Annotated in this window: 19 protein-coding genes and 1 pseudogene; all 20 read left to right on the top strand. The window is 68.7% G+C overall.

What is annotated here, in order from left to right:
• Positions 1-85: 85 nt before the first annotated feature.
• The 20 genes and pseudogenes from ACQY5G_RS13115 (at position 86) to ACQY5G_RS13020 (ending at position 19,886) form a co-directional block, all read left to right on the top strand.
• Positions 86-1,978: a 30S ribosomal protein S1 gene (locus tag ACQY5G_RS13115; RefSeq protein ID WP_428274648.1), complete on the top strand. Its 1,893-nt coding sequence runs from the start codon at positions 86-88 to the stop codon at positions 1,976-1,978.
• 58 nt (positions 1,979-2,036) lie between these two features.
• Positions 2,037-3,893: an ABC transporter substrate-binding protein gene (locus tag ACQY5G_RS13110; protein ID WP_428274646.1), complete on the top strand. Its 1,857-nt coding sequence runs from the start codon at positions 2,037-2,039 to the stop codon at positions 3,891-3,893.
• A 2-nt stretch (positions 3,894-3,895) separates the two neighbouring features.
• A complete protein-coding gene (locus ACQY5G_RS13105) occupies positions 3,896-5,437 on the top strand; it encodes an acyl-CoA carboxylase subunit beta (RefSeq protein ID WP_428274644.1) in 1,542 nt (513 codons plus the stop codon).
• Between the two features lie 16 nt (positions 5,438-5,453).
• Positions 5,454-6,944, top strand: a complete 1,491-nt coding sequence (locus ACQY5G_RS13100; RefSeq protein WP_428274642.1) for an acetyl-CoA carboxylase biotin carboxylase subunit — start codon at positions 5,454-5,456, stop codon at positions 6,942-6,944.
• Between the two features lie 7 nt (positions 6,945-6,951).
• The gene (locus ACQY5G_RS13095) at positions 6,952-7,455 is read left to right on the top strand and encodes an acetyl-CoA carboxylase biotin carboxyl carrier protein subunit (protein ID WP_419859851.1); all 504 of its coding nucleotides are present in this window, start codon (positions 6,952-6,954) and stop codon (positions 7,453-7,455) included.
• Positions 7,452-9,014: an acyl-CoA mutase large subunit family protein gene (locus ACQY5G_RS13090; protein ID WP_428274639.1), complete on the top strand. Its 1,563-nt coding sequence runs from the start codon at positions 7,452-7,454 to the stop codon at positions 9,012-9,014. The genes ACQY5G_RS13095 and ACQY5G_RS13090 overlap by 4 nt, the downstream gene beginning before the upstream one ends.
• Positions 9,015-9,056: 42 nt before the next feature.
• Positions 9,057-9,173: pseudogene (locus tag ACQY5G_RS13085) on the top strand (FmdB family zinc ribbon protein); the annotation flags it as partial.
• 9 nt (positions 9,174-9,182) lie between these two features.
• Positions 9,183-9,389, top strand: coding sequence for a hypothetical protein (locus ACQY5G_RS13080; protein WP_428278723.1), 207 nt, complete (start codon positions 9,183-9,185; stop codon positions 9,387-9,389).
• Positions 9,386-11,074: an arginine--tRNA ligase gene (argS, locus tag ACQY5G_RS13075; RefSeq protein ID WP_428274637.1), complete on the top strand. Its 1,689-nt coding sequence runs from the start codon at positions 9,386-9,388 to the stop codon at positions 11,072-11,074. Before ACQY5G_RS13080 ends, argS begins: the two co-directional genes overlap by 4 nt.
• A complete protein-coding gene (locus ACQY5G_RS13070; RefSeq protein WP_428274635.1) occupies positions 11,071-12,039 on the top strand; it encodes a PfkB family carbohydrate kinase in 969 nt (322 codons plus the stop codon). The genes argS and ACQY5G_RS13070 overlap by 4 nt, the downstream gene beginning before the upstream one ends.
• The gene (purM, locus tag ACQY5G_RS13065; RefSeq protein WP_428274633.1) at positions 12,036-13,061 is read left to right on the top strand and encodes a phosphoribosylformylglycinamidine cyclo-ligase; all 1,026 of its coding nucleotides are present in this window, start codon (positions 12,036-12,038) and stop codon (positions 13,059-13,061) included. Before ACQY5G_RS13070 ends, purM begins: the two co-directional genes overlap by 4 nt.
• On the top strand, positions 13,058-14,218 hold the full coding sequence (gene ribD, locus ACQY5G_RS13060; RefSeq protein ID WP_428274631.1) for a bifunctional diaminohydroxyphosphoribosylaminopyrimidine deaminase/5-amino-6-(5-phosphoribosylamino)uracil reductase RibD: 1,161 nt from the start codon (positions 13,058-13,060) through the stop codon (positions 14,216-14,218). Before purM ends, ribD begins: the two co-directional genes overlap by 4 nt.
• Positions 14,219-14,230: 12 nt before the next feature.
• Positions 14,231-14,839 carry a riboflavin synthase gene (locus ACQY5G_RS13055; RefSeq protein WP_428274629.1) on the top strand — a complete coding sequence of 203 codons (609 nt, stop codon included), beginning with the start codon at positions 14,231-14,233 and terminating at the stop codon, positions 14,837-14,839.
• Between the two features lie 16 nt (positions 14,840-14,855).
• Positions 14,856-16,103: a bifunctional 3,4-dihydroxy-2-butanone-4-phosphate synthase/GTP cyclohydrolase II gene (locus ACQY5G_RS13050; protein WP_428274627.1), complete on the top strand. Its 1,248-nt coding sequence runs from the start codon at positions 14,856-14,858 to the stop codon at positions 16,101-16,103.
• 56 nt (positions 16,104-16,159) lie between these two features.
• The gene (ribH, locus tag ACQY5G_RS13045) at positions 16,160-16,624 is read left to right on the top strand and encodes a 6,7-dimethyl-8-ribityllumazine synthase (RefSeq protein WP_428274626.1); all 465 of its coding nucleotides are present in this window, start codon (positions 16,160-16,162) and stop codon (positions 16,622-16,624) included.
• Positions 16,621-17,055 carry a transcription antitermination factor NusB gene (gene nusB, locus ACQY5G_RS13040; protein WP_428274624.1) on the top strand — a complete coding sequence of 145 codons (435 nt, stop codon included), beginning with the start codon at positions 16,621-16,623 and terminating at the stop codon, positions 17,053-17,055. Before ribH ends, nusB begins: the two co-directional genes overlap by 4 nt.
• Before the next feature lie 8 nt (positions 17,056-17,063).
• Positions 17,064-18,185, top strand: a complete 1,122-nt coding sequence (locus ACQY5G_RS13035; protein WP_428274622.1) for a glycosyltransferase family 4 protein — start codon at positions 17,064-17,066, stop codon at positions 18,183-18,185.
• 9 nt (positions 18,186-18,194) lie between these two features.
• Positions 18,195-18,542, top strand: coding sequence for an HPF/RaiA family ribosome-associated protein (locus tag ACQY5G_RS13030; RefSeq protein ID WP_428274620.1), 348 nt, complete (start codon positions 18,195-18,197; stop codon positions 18,540-18,542).
• Positions 18,539-19,495, top strand: coding sequence for an HPr(Ser) kinase/phosphatase (gene hprK, locus ACQY5G_RS13025; RefSeq protein ID WP_428274618.1), 957 nt, complete (start codon positions 18,539-18,541; stop codon positions 19,493-19,495). Before ACQY5G_RS13030 ends, hprK begins: the two co-directional genes overlap by 4 nt.
• A complete protein-coding gene (locus tag ACQY5G_RS13020) occupies positions 19,485-19,886 on the top strand; it encodes a PTS sugar transporter subunit IIA (RefSeq protein ID WP_428274616.1) in 402 nt (133 codons plus the stop codon). The genes hprK and ACQY5G_RS13020 overlap by 11 nt, the downstream gene beginning before the upstream one ends.
• The last annotated feature ends 2 nt before the right edge of the window (positions 19,887-19,888 follow it).

Below are 19,888 nucleotides of genomic sequence, written 5' to 3'. Positions count from 1 at the left end.
GGTGATGCTCGGTCGGGGTCGATTCTTTTTTGCCACGAGGCCCGGCGGGACGCACCGTTGGCCCCGCGCGGGAGCTTGATTCCCTATGCCCGACGACACGAACCCTCAGACCGAAGTTCCCGAGACGGACATCCCCGAGACGGAAACCCCCGAGACCACGGACGCGTCGACGGAAGCCGACGACGCCGCTCAGGAAGAGGTGGAGGTCGCCGTCGCGACGCCGGCCGCCTTCGAGCCCAGTGCCATCGACCTGGATCTCGATGCGGATCCCCGGGATGACTCACAGCACGATCAGGCCGAATACGCCGAACTCTACGCGCTCTACGAGGACACCCTCAGTCGCATCACCGAAGGTGAGATCGTCTCCGCGCAGGTCATCGGAAAGACGGAGACGGACATCATCCTGGATGTCGGCTTCAAGTCCGAAGGAGCCGTCCCGCTCGAAGAGTTCGCGGATCCGGACGAAGTTGAGATGGGCGATTCCGTGGATGTCCTCCTCGAGAGCCTCGAGGATGAGGAAGGCGTCGTCGTCCTTTCGAAGAAGAAGGCGGATTTCCTCCGCGTCTGGGAGAAGATCAAGGACGCCTTCGACAACAACCGTCCGGTGCAGGGGCGAATCAAGCGGAAGATCAAGGGTGGCGTGACGGTCGATCTCATGGGGGTCGACGCGTTCCTGCCCGGATCCCAGATCGCGCTTCGCCGCGTACCCAACGTCGACGATCTTCTGGGCGACGAGTACGACTTCAAGATCCTCAAGCTAAACAAGCGCCGCCGGAACATCGTGGTGAGCCGTCGCGTCCTTCTCGAAGAGGAGCGGGCAGGGAAGCGAGAGGAACTCAAGAAGGAGCTGTCCGTGGGCGACGTGCGCCCCGGAATCGTCAAGAACATCACGGACTTCGGCGCCTTCATCGACCTCGGCGGGATGGACGGCCTCCTCCACATCACCGACATGTCCTGGGGGCGCATCGGCCATCCGTCGGAAGTCTGCGAGATCGGCCAGTCGCTCGAGATCAAGATCCTCGACATCGACTGGGACCGGGAGAGGATCTCGCTCGGCCTCAAGCAGCTTCAGGAGTACCCCTGGAAGAACGTGGCCGAGAAGTACCCGGTCGGGACGCGCGTGCTGGGCCGGGTCGTCTCGATTACGAACTACGGCGCCTTCGTCGAACTCGAGCGCGGGATCGAGGGTCTCGTCCACATCTCCGAGATGTCATGGACCCGCAACGTCCGCCATCCCTCCCAGCTCGTCGGCATCAACGACAAGGTCGAATGCGTCGTGCTGCGCGTCGATGAGGAGGCACAGAAGATCTCGCTCGGGATGAAGCAGGTGGAGGAGGACCCGTGGTTGGCGCTGCCGGCGCAGTACCCGCCGGGGACGAAGATCCGCGGGCTGGTCCGCAACCTCACGTCCTTCGGCGCCTTCGTGGAGGTCGAGGCGGGAATCGACGGCCTCGTCCATATCTCCGACATGAGCTGGACGCGGCGCGTGCAGCATCCGGCCGAGGTGCTCCGGAAGGGGGAGGAGGTCGATGTCGTCGTGCTCTCGATCGATCCCGACCAGAAGCGGATCTCCCTCGGTTTGAAGCAGGTGCAGGAAGATCCGTGGTACCAGCTTGCGCAGGCGTACCAGCCGGGACGGGAAGTGGCGGGCTCGATCACCCGCCTGCTCGAGAAGGGCGTCGTCGTGGACCTCGGGAGCGATCTCGAAGGATTCGTGCCGATCTCGCAACTCGGCGTGGAGGCGCCGGTCGCCGAGCCCGCCGACCACTTCGACGAGGGGCATCGGCTGGAACTGCGCGTACTCGAGACGGATCCCATCAACCGCCGCATCGTTCTTGCCGTCGTGGACGCACCCGATGTCCCGTACGCCGCCGAAGAGGTAGAGTACGAGAACATGGCGGCGTCGAAGTCGGGCTCCGCGGCGGATGACACGGACGAGGGGGAGCAGTCCGATTCCGGTGGTGAGGCAGGGGAGTAGCCCCTTCCGCGAGCGGCGCAGGGCAGCGCGGAGACGCGTAGCCCTCGGTTGCGGCGCCGTGCTGGTCGCGGCCGCGGGTTGTGCGTTCATCGCCGGCAACCCACCCGTCGAGATGGCCACGTCGAGCACTGTGGATCGGGAAGGGGCGCAGGCCGCACTCCGCCTCGCCGAGTCCGACTACGAGCAGGGACGCTTCGCCGCCGCCGCGGCGCGCGCGGATTCCCTCGAAGCCGCATGGCGTGAACTGGAACCTCTCCGGGGTCTCGCGGACCGGGCCCTCTCCGTGGCGGGTCGGGCGCTGGAAGCACAGAGGCTCCCGGGCGCCGCTGCGGATCGTTACGGCAGGCTCCTCGCGCGGGGGCCCGCCGCCCCCCTCGGAACGGCCACCCTGGAGCGACTGGTTCGGATCCTCTCCGACACAGGCCGCGAGCCCGAAGCGGTCGCTGCGATCCTCTCCGCGCCCGGGGGACTGGAGACGATCGGTGCGGAGAATCTCCGCCGGTTGACCGGCGCCCTCACGCTCCAGGAATTACGCGCGTTGACCGGGAACTTCCCGCCGGAGACGGCTGCCGCCGCGATCGTTCATACCCAACTCATCCGTCTGCTCATCGTCGAGGAGCAGGGGGACGAGGCGAGGCGTCTGGCCGCCCGCATCCTGGACGGGCAGCCCGCCGAACCGGAGCGTGTTACGGCGGAGATGATCGTCGGGGCGGAAACGGATCTCGGCAGCGGCAGCGCGCGCATCGGCGCGATCCTCCCGCTCACGGGGGACCTCGCGGCTCTGGGCCGGGTGCTGCGCGAGGGGATCGAACTAGCGGTCGAGCGATACCGTGACGAGCGCCCGGCCGGGTTCGATATCGAACTCATCTTCGTCGATGACGAATCGAATCCGGAGAACACGGCGAACCTCGTGCGGTCGCTCGAACGACAGGACGTGGTCGCGATCCTGGGTCCGCTTCGCTCCGAGTCGTTCGCGGCGGCGTCGCGGGCCCGCGGGAATCAGAGATTGCCGGTCATCAGCCCCACGGCGACGGACGTACTGAGGCCCGGGTCGGCGACCTATACGCTCTACGATGCGGGGACGCGCGTCTCGGACGTGGCGGGGGAACTGGCGCGCTGGACGTTGGAGGATCTGCGGCTCCGCCGGGTCGCCGTTCTCGAGCCGGATGGGGTCGGGCTCGGAGGCGCGATCGATGCGTTCACGCGAACGATCCGGGAGAACGGCGGTCTGCTCGTGGGGCACGAACGCTACGATCCGGGGGTCACGACCTTCCAGGCACCCATCGAAGCCGTCGCGGCCTCGGAGCCCGACGTCGTCTTCGCCCCGGCGGCGTCCGTGTCCGGCGTCCTCGCCATCGCGCCTCAACTCTTCTATTACGGGCTCTACAACGTGATCGTGCTGGGGAGCGGGGCCTGGGCCGAGCCGGCCGCGTTGCGCCGTCTCGAACGCTTCGCGACGGACCATCGCGTGATCGGTCTCGCGACGGACCGCGTCAGCCCGGGTACGCCGTGGCGGCGATTCGTCGCGGATTATGAGAGACGATACCGAAAGACGTTGCGGGACAACATTATGCCGGCTCTGGCACACGATGCGACGCTCCTGGTTCTCTCCGCTCTCGATGGCGCGAGACTGCCGATCCCGGCCGCGCTCGCGGCATACCTCGAATCGGGACCGGAAGTCGAGGGCGTGACGGGCCGTCTGCGTCCCGACGCCGAGCGGTCGGTCGTACGGCGCTCCACGGAGATCCGCATGCTGGTGGACGGTTCGCCCGTGGAGGCGAACAGAGAGGAACTTCTCACCTGGCTGGCGGAGGTGCGTGCGGCGCCGTCTCCCTTTGCGCCGCGCGACTCGCTGCGCGTGGACACCCTGCGTGCGGACACGCGGCCCCGGGCGCGAACGGCGAGCATCCGGTGAGCATGCGCGAGAGGCTGGCCGAACTCGAGTCCCGATCCGAGCGGGCCGCGCGCGGAGACCCGGATCGGCTCGCCCGCCAGCACGCGCGCGGCAAGCTGGGCGCCAGGGAGCGCCTCGAGATCCTCCTCGACGAGGGGAGCTTCGTGGAGTTCGACCGCTTCGTCGAGCACCGCTGCACGGACTTCGGGCTTGGGGACCGGCGCGTCCCGGGCGATGGCGTCATCACCGGCTACGGCCGCATCGACGGGCGAACCGTCTATGTGTTCAGCCAGGATTTCACGGTCTTCGGAGGCTCGCTCTCGGAAGCGCACGCCGGCAAGATCGTGAAGGTCCTGGATCTCGCGACGCGAAACGGCGCCCCATTCATCGGCATTAACGACTCGGGTGGCGCACGGATTCAGGAAGGGGTCGCCTCGCTCGGCGGCTATGCGGACATCTTCCTGCGAAACACGCTGGCGTCGGGCGTGATCCCGCAACTGAGCGCGATCCTGGGGCCATGTTCCGGAGGCGCGGTCTACAGCCCCGCCATCACGGACTTCGTGTTCATGGTGGACGGAGTGAGCCACATGTTCATCACGGGCCCCGGCGTCGTGAAGACGGTGACGCACGAGGACGTGACGTTCGACGAACTCGGCGGCGCCGCCGTGCACGCAAGCCGGTCCGGCGTGGCGCACTTCCGGTCGGCGACCGAGGTCGAGGCGCTCGGCGCCGTGCGCCGGCTCCTTTCCTACCTGCCTTCGAACAACCAGGAGACGCCCCCGTGGCGGGAGACGACGGACCCGGCGGACCGGGCCGACGCGGCGCTTCTCGAGATCGTGCCCGACGACCCGAAGCTCCCGTACGACATGCTGGACATCATCCGTCGCGTCGTCGACGCCGACAGCCTGATGGAGGTTCACGCCGAGTACGCCCGCAACATCATCACGGGCTTCGCCCGACTCGGGGGGAACGCCGTGGGCATCATCGGCAACCAGCCCGCGGTCCTCGCCGGCGTCCTGGACAGCGATGCGAGCATCAAGGCCGCGCGGTTCGTCCGCTTCTGCGATGCGTTCAACGTTCCGCTGGTGACCTTCGAGGATGTGCCCGGCTTTCTCCCGGGACTGAGGGAGGAGCACGAGGGCATCATCCGAAACGGCGCGAAGCTCCTCTTCGCGTACTGCGAGGCGACAGTGCCGAAGCTCACCGTCATCACGCGCAAGGCCTACGGCGGCGCGTACGACGTCATGTCGTCCAAGCATATCCGTGGCGACCTCAACCTCGCCTGGCCGAGCGCGGAGATCGCGGTGATGGGCGCGAAGGGTGCGGTGGAGGTCCTCTTCCGGCGCGAGATCGCCGCGGCCGAGGACCCCGTGGCGCGCACGGCCGAACTCGAAGCGGAATATCGGGCGAAGTTCGCCAACCCCTATCTCGCCGCCGAGCGCGGGTTCATCGACGATGTGATCGACCCCCGCGAGACGCGCGCGCGTCTCGTTTCGGGGCTCGAGGCCATGGCCGAGAAGCGCGATCGCAACCCGCCCAGGAAGCACGGCAATATTCCGTTGTGAACCCCTCCGAGGCCGGATGTTCGACAAGGTTCTGATCGCGAACCGCGGCGAGATCGCGGTTCGGATCATCCGCGCGTGCCACGAGGAAGGCCTCGGGACGGTCGCCGTCTGCTCCGACGTGGATCGCCGGGCCCCCCACGTGCTTCTCGCGGGCGAGGCGGTCCGGATCGGGGGGGCTGCCGCCGCGGAGAGCTACCTGTCGATCGACAGGCTCCTCGCGGCCGCGGAGGAGACGGGGGCGGGGGCGGTTCATCCGGGGTACGGCTTTCTGGCCGAGAACGCCGGTTTCGCTCGCGCCGTCGAAGCCGCGGGTCTCGTGTACATCGGACCTCCCGCCGACGCGATCGAAATCATGGGCGACAAGACGCGGGCCCGGGCGCGGATGGTGGGAGCCGGAGTGCCCGTGATACCTGGCAGCGCCCCGCTCGATTCCGCGCGCGACGCCATCGTCGAAGCTGAACGGATCGGGTTCCCCGTCCTCCTGAAGGCGGCGGCCGGTGGGGGCGGCAAGGGCATGCACGTCGTCTCCGACGAGGAGCAGATGGCCGGAGCGTTCGGGCGCGCGACGCGGGAGGCACAGAGCGCCTTCGGCGACGGACGCGTGTTCGCGGAGCGCTTCCTCGGTTCCCCCCGGCACATCGAGATCCAGGTGCTCGCCGACGACGAGCGAACCGTGGACTTCGGCGAGCGGGAGTGCTCGATCCAGCGGCGACACCAGAAGCTGATCGAAGAAGCGCCGTCCACGGCGATCGATGATGCGCTCCGGCGCCGAATGGCGGAGGTTGCCGTGCGGGCGGCGGCGGCGGTCGGCTACCGCGGCGCGGGCACGGTCGAGTTCCTGGTCGAAGAGGGCGAGTTCTTCTTCCTCGAGATGAACACCCGGATTCAGGTCGAGCACCCGGTGACGGAACTCGTCACCGGCGTGGACCTCGTCCGTCAGCAACTGCGCGTCGCCCGGGGGCTCCCGCTGCTCGGCGGCGGAGAGCCGCCCGCCGCGCGCGGGCACGCGATCGAATGCCGGATCAACGCGGAGGACCCGGCCGACGGATTCCTCCCATCCATGGGTCGAATCGACCGTCTCGAAGTGCCGACGGGGCCCGGCGTACGCTGGGATGGCGGGATCCGGAACGGGTCGGAAGTCGGCCCGCACTACGACTCGCTGCTCGGCAAGCTGGTCGTCCACGCCTCGGATCGGGACGCTGCGATCCGGCGCATGCGGTCCGCGCTCGAGGGGCTCGTCATCGGCGGTGTCGAGACGACGGTCCCCTGGCATCTCGCGGTGATGGACGAAGCCGACTACCGGGCGAACGATCTCTCCATCCGGTACGTGGAGGAACACCCCGGACTCGGAGGGGCCGCGGACCCCGGGCTGCGCGACGTGGCCATGGCGACCGCGGTGCTCCTCGCGGATGAGGACCGGCCGCGGGTCGTTGCCGGCGGTGCGCGCCGCTCCGGCGACGGAGGGAACGGGCTGTCGGCCTGGATGCGGGCGGATCGGGACTGGTGAGGCCGTCATGAAGTACCACGTGGAGGTGGACGGCGCGGGCTTCGAGGTCGAACGGCTGGTCTCCGGGCTGCGCCTGAACGGTTCGGAGCGGGCAGCGGAGTTCGCGTGGCTGGCGGATGGTGAAGTCCAGCTCACCCTGGATGGGGCGAACCACCGCGTGTTCGCGCGCCGGACGCCCGCCGGGTGGCGGCTGACCGTGCGCGGTCGGACCTTCGACGTCACGGTGGAGGACGAACGTACCCGGGCGCTCCGCGCACTGGCCGATCAAGGCGCTGGGGGGCGGGGACCGCAGGAGTTGCGCGCGCCGATGCCGGGGCTGATCACGCGGGTTCTCGCAGAAGCCGGGCAGCGCGTGAGCGCCGGCGATGGACTGGTCGTGATCGAAGCCATGAAGATGGAGAACGAATTGCGCGCCCGTGAACCGGGAACGGTGGCCGAAATCGAGGTCCGCGCAGGTGATGTCGTGGATCGCGACCAGGTTCTCGTGACGCTCGAGGCGGAGACCCCGTGAACGCACGGCGCCCGGTCTTCTCCACCACGAGCGGGATCGAAATCGATCCGGTCTACGAGGCGGGCGATGCGAACCCGGATCGGGCCCTGCCCGGCGAGTTCCCCTACACGCGCGGCGTGTACCCCACGATGTACCGGGGGCGGCTATGGACGATGCGCCAGTACGCCGGCTTCGGCACGGCCGCGGCGACGAACGCGCGCTTCCGCTATCTGCTGGAATCCGGACAGACCGGTCTCTCCGTTGCCTTCGACCTTCCGACCCAGATGGGCTACGACTCCGACGATGCCAGGGTGCGGGGGGAAGTCGGACGGGTCGGCGTGGCGATCGATTCGATCGAGGACATGCACCGGCTGTTCGAGGAGATCCCGCTCGAACGCGTCTCGACGGCGATGACGATCAACGCCACGGCGCCCGTCCTCCTCGCGATGTACGCAGGTGTGGCTCAGGAACGGTGTATCGATCCGGCCGTCCTCCGGGGTACGCTCCAGAACGACGTGCTCAAGGAGTTCATCGCGCGGGGGACGTACATCTATCCGGTGGAGCCCAGCGTTCGGTTCGTGACGGACGTATTCGACTTCTGCTCCCGTGAGATGCCGCGCTGGCGCTCGATCTCCATCAGTGGGTATCACATTCGCGAGGCCGGCGCGACGGCGGCCCAGGAGCTGGCCTTCACGATCGCCAACGGCCTCGAATACGTGCGCCGCGCCATCGAGCGGGGGCTGGAGATCGACGACTTCGTTCCCGGGCTCAGCTTCTTCTTCTCGGCCGACCGGCTGTTCTTCGAGGAGGTCGCCAAGTTCCGCGCCGCCCGCCGCATGTGGGCCCGCCTCATGCGGGACCGTTTCGGAGCCGCGGAAGAGAGCTGTCGACTGAAGTTCCACACCCAGACGTCCGGGGCGGCGCTGACGGCCCAACAGCCGTTGAACAACGTCGTGCGCGTCGCGGTTCAGGCGCTCTCCGCGGTTCTGGGGGGGACGCAGTCGCTGCACACGAACAGTTACGACGAAGCGCTCTCGCTTCCCGGAGCGGACGCGGCCCGCCTCGCGCTCCGCACGCAGCAGGTCCTGGCGGCCGAAACCGGTGTCGGAGACACCGTCGACCCCCTGGGGGGCTCCTACTTCGTGGAGTCGCTCACGGACGACATCGAGGCGCGGGCCCGGGAGTATCTCGCGCGCGTCGAAGAACTGGGCGGCCCCGTGCAGGCGATCGACTACATGAGAGAGGAAATCCACCTCGCCGCCCGCCAGCATCAGGAGGCGATCGAGAGCCGCGAACTCGAGGTGGTCGGCGTGAACCTGCACGCGGATGCCGAACCGGTTGAAACGCCGAAGGCGCCGGATTTCGCTCGCCTGGCGGATGAACAGCGCCTGCGGCTCACGCGGCTCAGGGCGGAGAGGAGCGACACGGACGTGGAAGCGGCGCTGGCGGGGATCCGGCGAGCGGCGGCCGGAGATGCTAACCTCCTGCCCGTTCTGATCGACGCCGTCAGGCGCCGCGTGACTCTGGGCGAAATCAGCCACGCGCTGCGCGAGGTGTGGGGAGAATACCGGCCCGGCTAGCCGCCCGCGGCGAAACGCCGCGGGCACGTCGACGTTCCACGGATGGACCCAGGGGCACGAGTGCCAACGTACGAATACAGATGTCGCAGTTGTCGACACGAATTCGAGCGGTTCCAGCGCATGTCGGACCCGGCGATCCGTCTCTGTCCGTTGTGTGGGGAAGAGCAGGTGGAGCGGCTCATCTCGTCCGGAGGCGGGATCGTCTTCAAGGGGCCGGGTTTCTACGCCACCGACTATCGGCAGGCGCCCGAGGGTGCCGGGAAGTCCGCTGCCGCCAAGGCGTCGGACGATGCCTCCTCCGCGTCGCCGGACGGCGCCTCGTCCGCGTCTGATGGCGCCACCTCCGGGTCGCCGGAAGGCGGTTCCGACTCGTGACGGGCGACGCGGGGCTGGCCCGGCTCTCCGAGGCACTCGAATCCGCCCTCTCTGCCGCGGGTGCTCCGGAGGGCTTCTCTCCGGGGTTGGAGCGGCCGCGGGATCCGACGCACGGAGACTGGGCGTCCAACGCGGCGCTCGTGCTCGCGAAGAGACTGGGCCAGCCTCCGCGGGCACTCGCGGCGCGCGTCTGCGAACTGATCGATCCCGCGGCCGCCGGCATCGCGGCGGTGGAAGTCGCGGGCCCGGGATTCCTGAACTTCCGGCTCTCCGATCAATCGATCTGGCCCCGACTGACGGAGGTCATCGAGGCGGGCCGCGACTGGGGATGGACACAGGCTTCACCCGCGCTCCGCGTCAACGTGGAGTTCGTCTCCGCCAACCCGACGGGGCCGCTGCATGTGGCCCATGGTCGTGGCGCGGCGCTGGGCGACGCGGTCGCGTCGCTGCTGGAGTGGGCCGGACACGACGTGACCCGCGAGTTCTACGTGAACGACGCCGGACGGCAGATCGAACTCCTCGGCGAATCCGTCGAGGCACGCTACGAGGAAGCGGCCGGCCGGCCGGCGGCGGTTCCCGAAGGCGGATATCATGGCGAGTACGTCCGCGATGTCGCGCTGGCGATTCGAGACGCCGCCGGCCCGGGGTTTCTCGCCTCGCTCCCGCCGGAAGAGCGCCGGGCGCACTTCCGGCGCGAAGCGGTGCGACTGCTCCGCGAGGAACAGGCGGAGGATCTGTCGCGCTTCGGCGTCGACATGGATCTGTTCTACTCCGAGCGCTCGCTCTACGAGTCCGGAGCGATAGACCGCCTCCTGGAGGCGCTGGATGACGTCGGCCTGATCTATCGCTCGCAGGGGGCGACGTGGCTTCGGACGTCCAGCCACGGCGACGAGAAGGACCGGGTCCTCATCAAGAGCGACGGCTCCTTCACCTACTTCCTGCCGGACCTAGCCTATCACCTCGACAAGGCGCGGCGCGGCTTCGACACCGCGATCGACGTCTGGGGTGCGGATCATCAGGGCCACGAGAAGCGCATGCTGGCGGCCCTGCGCGGCCTGTCGTGCCCGGACCTGCTCGAGGTCCTGATCATCCAGCTCGTCACCGTCCTGCGCGACGGCAGGGAAGTCCGGATGAGCAAGCGCGCCGGACGCTTCGTGACGCTGGGGGAACTCGTGGAGGAGACGGGCCCGGACGTGGCGCGGTATTTCTTCCTCATGCGCCGCGCGGAGGTCCATCTCAACTTCGATCTCGATCTCGCTCTGGATACGTCGGATGCGAATCCGGTCTACAAGGTCCAGTACGCGCATGCGCGCATGTGCAGCGTGTTCCGCAAGGCGGGAGTCGTCGCCGATGAGGTTCCGGCCTCCCTCGAGGTTCCGGACGGCTTCGGCACCCCGGCGGAGCGTGAGGTCGCCCTCTCCGTCCTGAGGCTTCCCGAGGTCATCGCGGCAGCCGCAACGAACCGGGCTCCGCACCTGGTCTGCGCGTACCTGGAGGAGACGGCGGGGCTCGTGAACGCCTGGTACCACCAGGGGAACCTGGATCCGGCGCAGAGAATCCTGGCGGACCTGCCGGGGCGGGCCGCGAGAATCCGGCTCGCGCGCGCGGTTCAGCTCACGCTGCGCAACGGGCTGCGAGCGCTCGGCCTCTCGGCCCCCGAAGCCATGACCCGGGACGCGAAGTGAAGGTCCGGGCCCCCGGAAACGGCGCTGGCCGGACCCGAGAGGGGTCGATCCTCGTCGTGGGCAGCGTCGCACTGGATGAGATTTCGACCCCCGCCGGCCACGAGGAGGACGTAGTCGGCGGGACGGCGGTCAACTTCAGCGCCGCGGCCTCCCTGTTCGCGCCGGTCCAGCTCGTCGGGGTCATCGGCGACGACTATCCGACGGACCAACTCGACTTCCTTCGGCGCAGGGGCGTGGATCTGTCGGGGCTCGCGCAGCGGCCCGGCCGGAGCTTCCGGTGGGGCGGCCGCTATCACCGGGACATGAATACGAGGGACACGACCTTCACCGAGCTGGGGGTGTTCGCTGACTTCCATCCGACGATTCCCGACGCCCTCCGGAGTGCGCCCTGGGCCTTTCTGGGCGCCATCGACCCCGCCCTTCAGCTCGAGGTTCTGGATCAGATCGAGTCGCCCGTGCTCGCGGCGTGCGACACGATGAACTACTGGATCGACGGGACGCCGGAGCGTCTCGCCGAGGTCATCGCAAAGATCGACCTGATCACCCTGAACGATGAAGAGGCGAAACAGCTTTCCGGGGAGCACAACCTGGCCCGGGCCGCGCGCTGGATTCAGAGCCGGGGCCCGCGCCACGTCGTGATCAAGAAAGGGGAGCACGGAGCCGTGCTCCTCACGAGCGACGGTTTCTTCATCACCCCCGGCTTCCCGCTCGACGACGTGGTCGACCCCACCGGAGCCGGCGATGCGTTCGCGGGCGGTTTGATCGGGTATCTGGCGCGCTGCGGTTCGACTGCGGGACCCGCGTTGAGGCGCGCCGTCGTGTACGGTTGCGCGCTCGGTTCCTTCGCGTGCGAGGCCTTCGGCGCCCGCCGCATGGTGACCCTCACCATGGCCGAGGTGGAGGACCGCGTGCGAAGCTTCGGGACGCTCACCAGATTCGATGTACCAGGCATGAAGGGAATATGAACGACGGATTGACCTACCGGGACGCGGGCGTGAACCTCGAGGCGGCCCGCGCGACGAAAGCCCGGCTCTCCCGGCTCGTCCAGGGGACCCGGACGGATGCCGTGAGTTCGGATTTCGGCTCGTTCGGAGGGCGGTTCCGGGCCACGCCCGGCCGTGAACTCGTTGCGAGCGCCGACGGCGTGGGGACGAAGCTGAAGGTTGCCTTCCTGGCGGACCGGCACGACACGGTGGGCGCCGATCTCGTGAACCACTGCGTCAACGACATCCTCGTCGAAGGCGCCCGGCCTCTCATCTTCATGGACTACGTCGCCTGCGGCGTGCTGGACCCGGATACCGTGACGCGCGTCGTTTCGGGGCTCGCCGCCGCCTGTCGCGCGAACGGCTGCGCGCTGCTCGGGGGAGAGACGGCGGAGATGCCGGATTTCTATGCGCCGGGGGAATACGACCTCGCGGGATTCGTGGTGGGCGAGATCGCCTACCCGGAGTTGACCCGCAGAGATCTGGAGCCGGGGGACCGCCTCATCGGACTCGCGGCGAGCGGCATCCACACGAACGGCTACAGCTTCGTGCGTGCCCTCTTCTTCGACCGCCTCGGACTCGGAGCCCACGACGCCTTCCCGGGAACTGGGGACTCCGTGTCGGAGGTCCTCCTGCGTCCTCACCGAAGTTACCTGCCGATCCTCGAGCGCAGCCTCGAAGCAGGCCGCGTGCGAGCGCTCGCCCATATCACGGGGGGCGGGATCCCGGGGAACGTGGATCGGGTCATCGGCCGGAACCTCGATGCGGTGGTGCGCTCCGACAGTTGGCCGCGCCCGCACGAGTTCGACGTGATCGCGCGCGAAAGCGGGGCGGACGAGGCGGAACTCTACTCCACCTTCAACATGGGCGTGGGGATGGTCGCGGTGGTGCGGGAGGGCGAGGTCGACCGCGTGCTCGAGGAGATTCGCGACTCCGGGTGCGAGGCCTTCCTGTGCGGTGAACTCGTCGCGGGCAGCGGCAGGGTGCATCTGGAGACTTCATGACGGCGCGTGAATTCGACCCCATCGCCGGGGCGCCGCCGAGCCGCACCGAGGATCTCCGTCACATGCGCGAGGCGCTGGCCGTGGCGCCGCGAGGACTGGGCCGCGTATCGCCCAATCCGCTCGTGGGCGCCGTTGTAGCCCGCGGAAACCAGGTGTTCGGCACGGGATGGCACGCGGAGTACGGCGGCGACCATGCGGAGGTCATGGCGCTGCGGGAGGCGGGGCCGCGCGCGGCGGGCGCAACGATGTACGTGACGCTCGAGCCGTGCCGCCATACCGGGCAGACGCCCCCGTGCACCACCGCGATCATCCGCTCCGGCATACGGCGCGTCGTGATCGCGTGCCGGGATCCCAACCCGGAGGCGCGTCACGGGGCCGAGGAGCTGCGGCAGGCCGGACTGGACGTCGAGATCGGGATCGAGGCGAACGCCGCGAAACGGCTGAATGCGGCCTTCCTCTGGTTTCACCGGCAGTGGGTACCCTTCGCTTCGCTCAAGCTCGCCCTCTCGCTCGACGCGAAGCTCGGAGAAGAAAGCGTTCGCACTCCGGTGACCGGCATACGGGCGCTGGACGAGGTCCACCGTCTCCGCTCCTGTCACGATGCGATCCTCATCGGCTCCAACACGATCGCGATCGATGACCCTCTGCTCACCGCCCGCGGCGAGGTCGTGCCGAGGGTACCGCCGGTACGGGCCGTCCTGGATACCACGCTGAGGCTCCGCCCGTCGAGCCAGCTCGTGCGGACGGCCGCCCAGGCGCCCGTGTGGGTCTTCGCGGATCCCGACTCTGAAGGATTCGACGAGCGCGCGGATCCGCTCCGCGAGGCGGGCGTGGAGGTCATCGGGGTTCCCCGAAGCGAGGATCACCGACTGGACCTGAGCGCCGTCTGGAACGAAATGGCCATTCGCGGGGTGCTCTCGGTGTTCGTCGAAGGTGGGGGGCAGGTCGCCGCATCCTTGCTTCGCGGAGGACACATACAGCGGATCCATGCCTTCATCGCCCCCATGTTCTACGGCCGGGACGGCGTGCCGGCGTTTCCGGGACTCGAGCCGTCGACGCCGGGCGACTGGTTGCCGATGCAACGAGATTCGCTGGGGCAGGATACGCAGATCGTGTTCGAGCACCGACAACTCCAGGAAACCCTGGACAACCTCTGAGCGATCGGATTCGTGTTCACCGGAATCATACGGGCGGTCGGCGAGGTCGCTGGCCGGGAACGCCGGGAGACGGCGCTGCGGCTGACGATCGCGCGCGTCCCGTTTCTCGAAGGCCTCCGCGATGGGGATTCCGTGTCGCTCGCGGGCGTGTGCACGACCATCGTCGCGCTCCGGGAGGAGACGTTCGAGGTCGACGTCGTCGAGGCCACACTCGAGCGGACCACGATCGGGAGTTGGCGGGTAGGGGATCCCGTGAACCTCGAGCCGGCGCTGTGCGCCGGGGAACCGCTGGGCGGCCACATGGTACAGGGACACGTCGATGGGGTGGGGAACGTGACGGCGGCGAGGTGGGAGGGCGAGTCCGGCCTGCTCGAGATCGAACTCCCCGCTGGCCTCGAGAGGGTGACCGTGTCGCAGGGTTCCTTCGCCGTCGATGGCGTGAGTCTCACGGTCAACCGCCTGACCGGGACCATCGCGCGTTTCGCCATCATTCCCTATACATGGACCCATACCACCCTGGGGCGCCTCGCGTCGGGCGCGAGAGTCAACCTCGAGGCGGACCTGATCGGCAAGCACGTGGCTCGTGCCCTCCGACCGCACGTGGTCCCCGTGGACTCCTGAGTCGGCTCCGGTTCGAATGAAAACCGACAACAGACTTCGGCTGGCGGGCATGCCCGCCGATACGGTGGAAGCGGCGATCGAGCGTATCCGCAGCGGCGGACTCGTGATCATCGCGGACGATGAGGATCGCGAGAACGAGGGGGACCTCGTCTGCGCGGCCGCGCTTGCGACGCCCGAAGCCATCAACTTCATGGCCAGGCACGCCCGCGGGCTCATATGCCTCACGATGCCCGATGAGATGGCCGATCGCCTCGATCTCCCGCTCATGACGGACGACCGGCTGGCGGACCCGCACAAGACGGCGTTCACCGTTTCGATCGACGCCCGCCCGGACTTCGGCGTGTCGACCGGGATCTCGGCGCAGGATCGCGCCCGAACCATCCGGGTCGCGGTGGATCCCCAGACCCGGCCGACGGACCTCGTGCGCCCGGGCCACGTCTTTCCCCTCCGATCCCGGCCCGGCGGTGTGCTGCAGCGGGTGGGCCAGACGGAGGCTTCGGTCGATCTCGCCCGGCTGGCCGGGCTCACCCCGGCGGGTGTGATCTGCGAGATCCTGAACGAGGATGGGACGATGGCGCGCCGCCCGGAACTCGAGAAGTTCGCGGCGGAGCACGACCTCCCCTTCATCACGGTGGCCGCCCTCGTCTCCTACCGGTTGCGCACGGAGAGTCTCGTGCGGCGCGTCGCCGAGGCGGACCTCCCCACGCCGTGGGGCGACTTCCGGATCGTCGGGTACGCGAACGAGGTGGATGGGCGCGAACACGTCGCGCTCGTGCGCGGCGATGTGGCGGGTGCGGAGGATGTTCTCGTCCGCGTTCACTCGCGCTGCCTGACGGGCGATGTGTTCCACTCCAGTCGCTGCGATTGCGGCGGCCAGCTCGAGGCCGCGATGCGCATGGTGGTGGAAGCCGAGGCCGGAGTCATTGTCTACCTCGACCAGGAAGGGCGGGGGATCGGACTGCTGAACAAGCTCCGAGCCTACGAGCTGCAGGACGAAGGCCACGACACGGTCGAAGCGAACGAGGCGCTGGGCTTTCCGCCCGACCTGCGGAACTACGGCATCGGGGCCCAGATCCTGGTGGATCTCGGGTTGCACTCGATCCGGATCATGACGAACAACCCCAAGAAACTCGCGGGGCTGGAGGGCTTCGGCCTCGTGATCCGCGACCGCGTGCCCCTCGAGCTCGGCGGGGCCGACGATCGGCTGGTCCGCTATCTCCGCACGAAGCGCGAGAAGCTGGGACACCTGACCGGATCCGCGTGAGAAGCAGGTCGGATACTCCACGAGGCGATCGCCCGGAGGGGTTCGCGAGCGGGCGCGTGACGACGTACGAGGGTGCGGCCACGGGGGATGGGCGGACGGTCTGCATTCTCGTCAGCCGGTTCAACTCCCGGGTCACCGAGCGTCTGCTGGCAGGCGCCGCGCGCACGGCACTCGAATGCGGCGTGGCCGAAGAGGATCTCGATATCGTGTATGTCCCCGGCGCCTGGGAACTTCCGCTCGCCGCGCGACGAGCCGCCGCGCGCGGATACGCCGCCATCGTCGCGCTGGGCTGCGTGATCCGCGGGGAAACCGCGCACTTCGACCACGTGAGCCGCGCGGCGACCGACGGCCTCGCGAGGGTACAGCTCGACTCGGGCGTGCCGGTCGGCCTTGGCGTGCTCACGCCCGACACGCTGGAGCAGGCGCTCGCGCGGGCCGGCGGCGAACTCGGAAACGCCGGCTCGGAGGCGGCACGCGCAGCGCTCCGCATGGCCGACCTTCACGGACAGCCGGGCTCATGACTCCGACCGCCCGGACACACGTCCACTCGCGGGCACGGAGCTGGGCGCTGAACCTCCTCTATGCGTGGGAAGTGGGCGGACAGGGCACGCCCCTCGAACACGCGGCCCGGAGCCTCGTCCACCGTCGCATGTCCGGACGCTACCGCCCTCATGCCCGGCGCCTGCTCGAAACCGTCGACCGCCATCTCGCCGAGATCGACGCGACGATCGCCCATCACACCTCGAACTGGCGGATCGAGCGCCTGCACGCGATCGACCGCAACATCCTGAGAATCGGGATCGCGGAGTTGCTGTGGTTCGAGGACGTTCCGCCGAAGGTCGCGATTCATGAAGCCCTGAAGCTGGCGCGCCGGTACGGCAGTCCCGGCAGTCCGCGTTTTCTCAATGGCGTGCTCGACGCGGTGCTGAAGGCCCGCGAGGCAGGGCCCTGACCGTTACCGTGGCGCGGCCGCTTCGGATCCTCCTCCTCAACTGGCAGGACCGGGAAAACCCCGAGGCCGGCGGCGCCGAAGTGCACCTCCACGAGATCTTCGGCCGGCTCGCCGCCCGCGGGCACGCGGTGCGGGCCGTCGTGAGCGGCTGGCCGGGCGCGGCCCCGTCGGCGACGCTCGATGGCATCGATTTCCAGCGCGTCGGCAACCGGCACAGCTACGCATGGCGCGCCCGGAGCGCGGCGCGGGCGATCGTGCGCGGCTTCGCCCCGGACGTGCTCGTCGAGGACATCAACAAGGTCCCGCTCTATTCGCCCCGGTGGGCCGGCGTCCCCGTCGTCGCTCTCGTGCCGCACCTGTTCGGGGCCACCGCCTACGCGGAAGCGTCCATCCCTCTCGCGACGGCGGTCTGGGCCGCGGAACGGGCGATCCCCCGCATCTATCGGGACTGCTCCTTCCAGGCGATCTCGGAGAGCACGGCGCTCGACCTCACGAAGCGAGGCCTCCTCGCCCGCGACATCACGGTCATCGCCCCCGGGATCGATCACGACACCTACCGGCCGGGCTCGGGGACGGAGCGCGCGGAGACGCCGACACTGCTGTACGTGGGTCGCCTCAAGCGATACAAGGGCCTCGATGTCCTGTTCGAGGCGCTCTCGCGGCTGAACGACCGCCTGCCGGAGGCGAGGCTCGTCATCGCGGGCCGCGGCAGCGACGAGCGTCGCCTCCGAAAACTCGTGCGCCGCGCCGAACTCTCGCACCGGGTACGCTTTCTGGGGTACATCTCCGAGGCGGAGAAGCTCGCCTGGCTGCGTCGGGCCTGGGCCGTGGTCTATCCCTCCCCGAAGGAGGGGTGGGGGATGACGAACGTGGAGGCGGCCGCGTGCGGCACACCGGTGATCGCGAGCGATTCTCCCGGGCTGCGCGAGTCGGTGGCGGCGGGGGAGTCGGGAATTCTCGCCCCGCACGGGGACGCCGCAGCGTGGGCTGCCTCGATCTGCGAAGTTCTCGAGGAGCCGTCGGTGCGCGGACGCCTCGGAACCGGCGGGCTCGCCCACGCCGCCCGGTTCTCGTGGTCGCGTGCAGCGGATGAGACGGAAGCACACCTTTACCAGTCACTCGAACCCTGATGAGGACCGATGAGAACCATCGTCACCGCGCGTAACACCGATGTCTCCGACATTCGCGAGATCATCGAGACGCGCTTTACGAATCTGACCCGCTTCGAGCCGCGCGCTTCGAAGGCCGAGGTCGTATTCACCGGAGAGAAGACCCAGGTACGCGCGGCGGCCGTGGTCAGCGTCGACCGCGCCCGTCCCGTGCATGGAGAGGCTGCGGGTCCCGACCCCCGCACGGCGCTCGACCGGCTCGCGGACAAGCTGGGAAACCAGCTCCGCCGCAACCACGACCGGTACAACGAACACTCCGCGCCGCCGATGGATGAACTGTTCGGGAGCCCCTTCGAGGCGGACGGAGAGCCCGGGTGACCCTCACGGTCGCGTCGCTCCTTCGGCGCAAGCGGGAGGCGTTTTCGCTCACGGTCGTCGCCGGCGAGGCCGGACTGGAGCGAGGCATCGAGGTACCGGAAGTCTCGTCGCCGGGACTCGCGCTGGCCGGCTACAGGGAGCGCTTCGTCTCCCAGCGGGTGCTCATCTTCGGCGAAACGGAGATCGCCTACCTCGAGAGCCTCCGCGCTTCGGAGCGTGCCGCCGCCCTCACCTTCGTGTTCGAGTCCGGCGTTCCCTGCGCGATCATCACCAAGAATCAGACAGCGCCGGTGGAACTCGTCTCCGCGGCGGAGGCGGCCGGCGTCGCCGTGCTCGAAACGCCTCTGAAGACGGGCGACTTCTACCGGCGGCTGCAGCCCTATCTCGAGGAAGAGTTTGCGCCGCGGACCTCTCTCCACGGATCTCTCGCGGATGTGTACGGGATCGGACTCCTCTTCATCGGACCGTCCGGCATCGGCAAGAGCGAGTGCGTGCTCGATCTCGTGGAGCGGGGCCACCGCCTCGTCGCCGACGATCTCATCCTTGTACACCGACGCCAGAGCGACATCCTTCTCGGGCGTGCGCACGAAAACCAGCGCCACCACATGGAGATCCGCGGCGTGGGCATCATCGATGTGCGCGCCATGTTCGGGATCCGGGCCGTGCGCCAGCAGAAGCGGATCGAAGTCGTTGTCGAACTCGAGGTATGGGGAGAGCGCGACGACTACGATCGGACGGGTCTCGAGGCGGAGGAGTGCGAGATTCTGGGCGTGACGCTGCCGAAGGTCCGCATCCCCCTGAACCCGGGAAAGAACATCACCGTCATCGCCGAAGTCGTGGCCATGAACCACCTCCTGCGCTATTCAGGAGAAGATCCGGCGACGGCTTTCGAGCGCGACCTCATCGAGCGCATGCGGCCGGTGCGCGACTACCTGGAGTCCGATGACGAATGACCGGGTCCGCGGCGTCGTCGTGGCGCATGCGGAACTCGCTCAGGCCCTCGTGTCCGCCGTCGAGGCCATCAGCGGCGTCCGGGGCGCCCTGCGTGCCGTGAGCAACGAAGGCCTGGGACCCGACGAACTCGCCGAGATCATCGGAGAGGCGGCGGCGGGGGCGGAGACGATCCTATTCGTGGATCTCGCGGGCGGCAGCTGCGGTCTGGCCGGCCTTCAGCACGTGCGGGAGAGCCGAGGCTGCGCGTGGGTCGCCGGCGTCAACCTCCCGATGCTGCTCGACTTCGTCTTTCATCGCGACATGCCGATCGCGACGCTCGTCCCCCGTCTTGTCCGGAAGGGGCAGGCCGGGCTGCGCGCGCACCCGTCTCCGCCGGCCGGGACCGACTGAGC

Source organism: Candidatus Palauibacter sp. (genome assembly GCF_965261555.1).
Taxonomy (GTDB): Bacteria; Gemmatimonadota; Gemmatimonadetes; order Palauibacterales; family Palauibacteraceae; genus Palauibacter.
This window is presented reverse-complemented; position numbering and strand designations above follow the sequence as displayed.

Coding starts and splice junctions, on each gene's coding strand:
- ACQY5G_RS13115 (WP_428274648.1), top strand. CDS start 86: ATGCCCGACGACACGAACCCTCAGACCGAAGTTCCCGAGACGGACATC.
- ACQY5G_RS13105 (WP_428274644.1), top strand. CDS start 3,896: ATGCGCGAGAGGCTGGCCGAACTCGAGTCCCGATCCGAGCGGGCCGCG.
- ACQY5G_RS13100 (WP_428274642.1), top strand. CDS start 5,454: ATGTTCGACAAGGTTCTGATCGCGAACCGCGGCGAGATCGCGGTTCGG.
- ACQY5G_RS13095 (WP_419859851.1), top strand. CDS start 6,952: ATGAAGTACCACGTGGAGGTGGACGGCGCGGGCTTCGAGGTCGAACGG.
- purM (WP_428274633.1), top strand. CDS start 12,036: ATGAACGACGGATTGACCTACCGGGACGCGGGCGTGAACCTCGAGGCG.
- ribD (WP_428274631.1), top strand. CDS start 13,058: ATGACGGCGCGTGAATTCGACCCCATCGCCGGGGCGCCGCCGAGCCGC.
- ACQY5G_RS13050 (WP_428274627.1), top strand. CDS start 14,856: ATGAAAACCGACAACAGACTTCGGCTGGCGGGCATGCCCGCCGATACG.
- nusB (WP_428274624.1), top strand. CDS start 16,621: ATGACTCCGACCGCCCGGACACACGTCCACTCGCGGGCACGGAGCTGG.
- ACQY5G_RS13030 (WP_428274620.1), top strand. CDS start 18,195: ATGAGAACCATCGTCACCGCGCGTAACACCGATGTCTCCGACATTCGC.
- ACQY5G_RS13020 (WP_428274616.1), top strand. CDS start 19,485: ATGACGAATGACCGGGTCCGCGGCGTCGTCGTGGCGCATGCGGAACTC.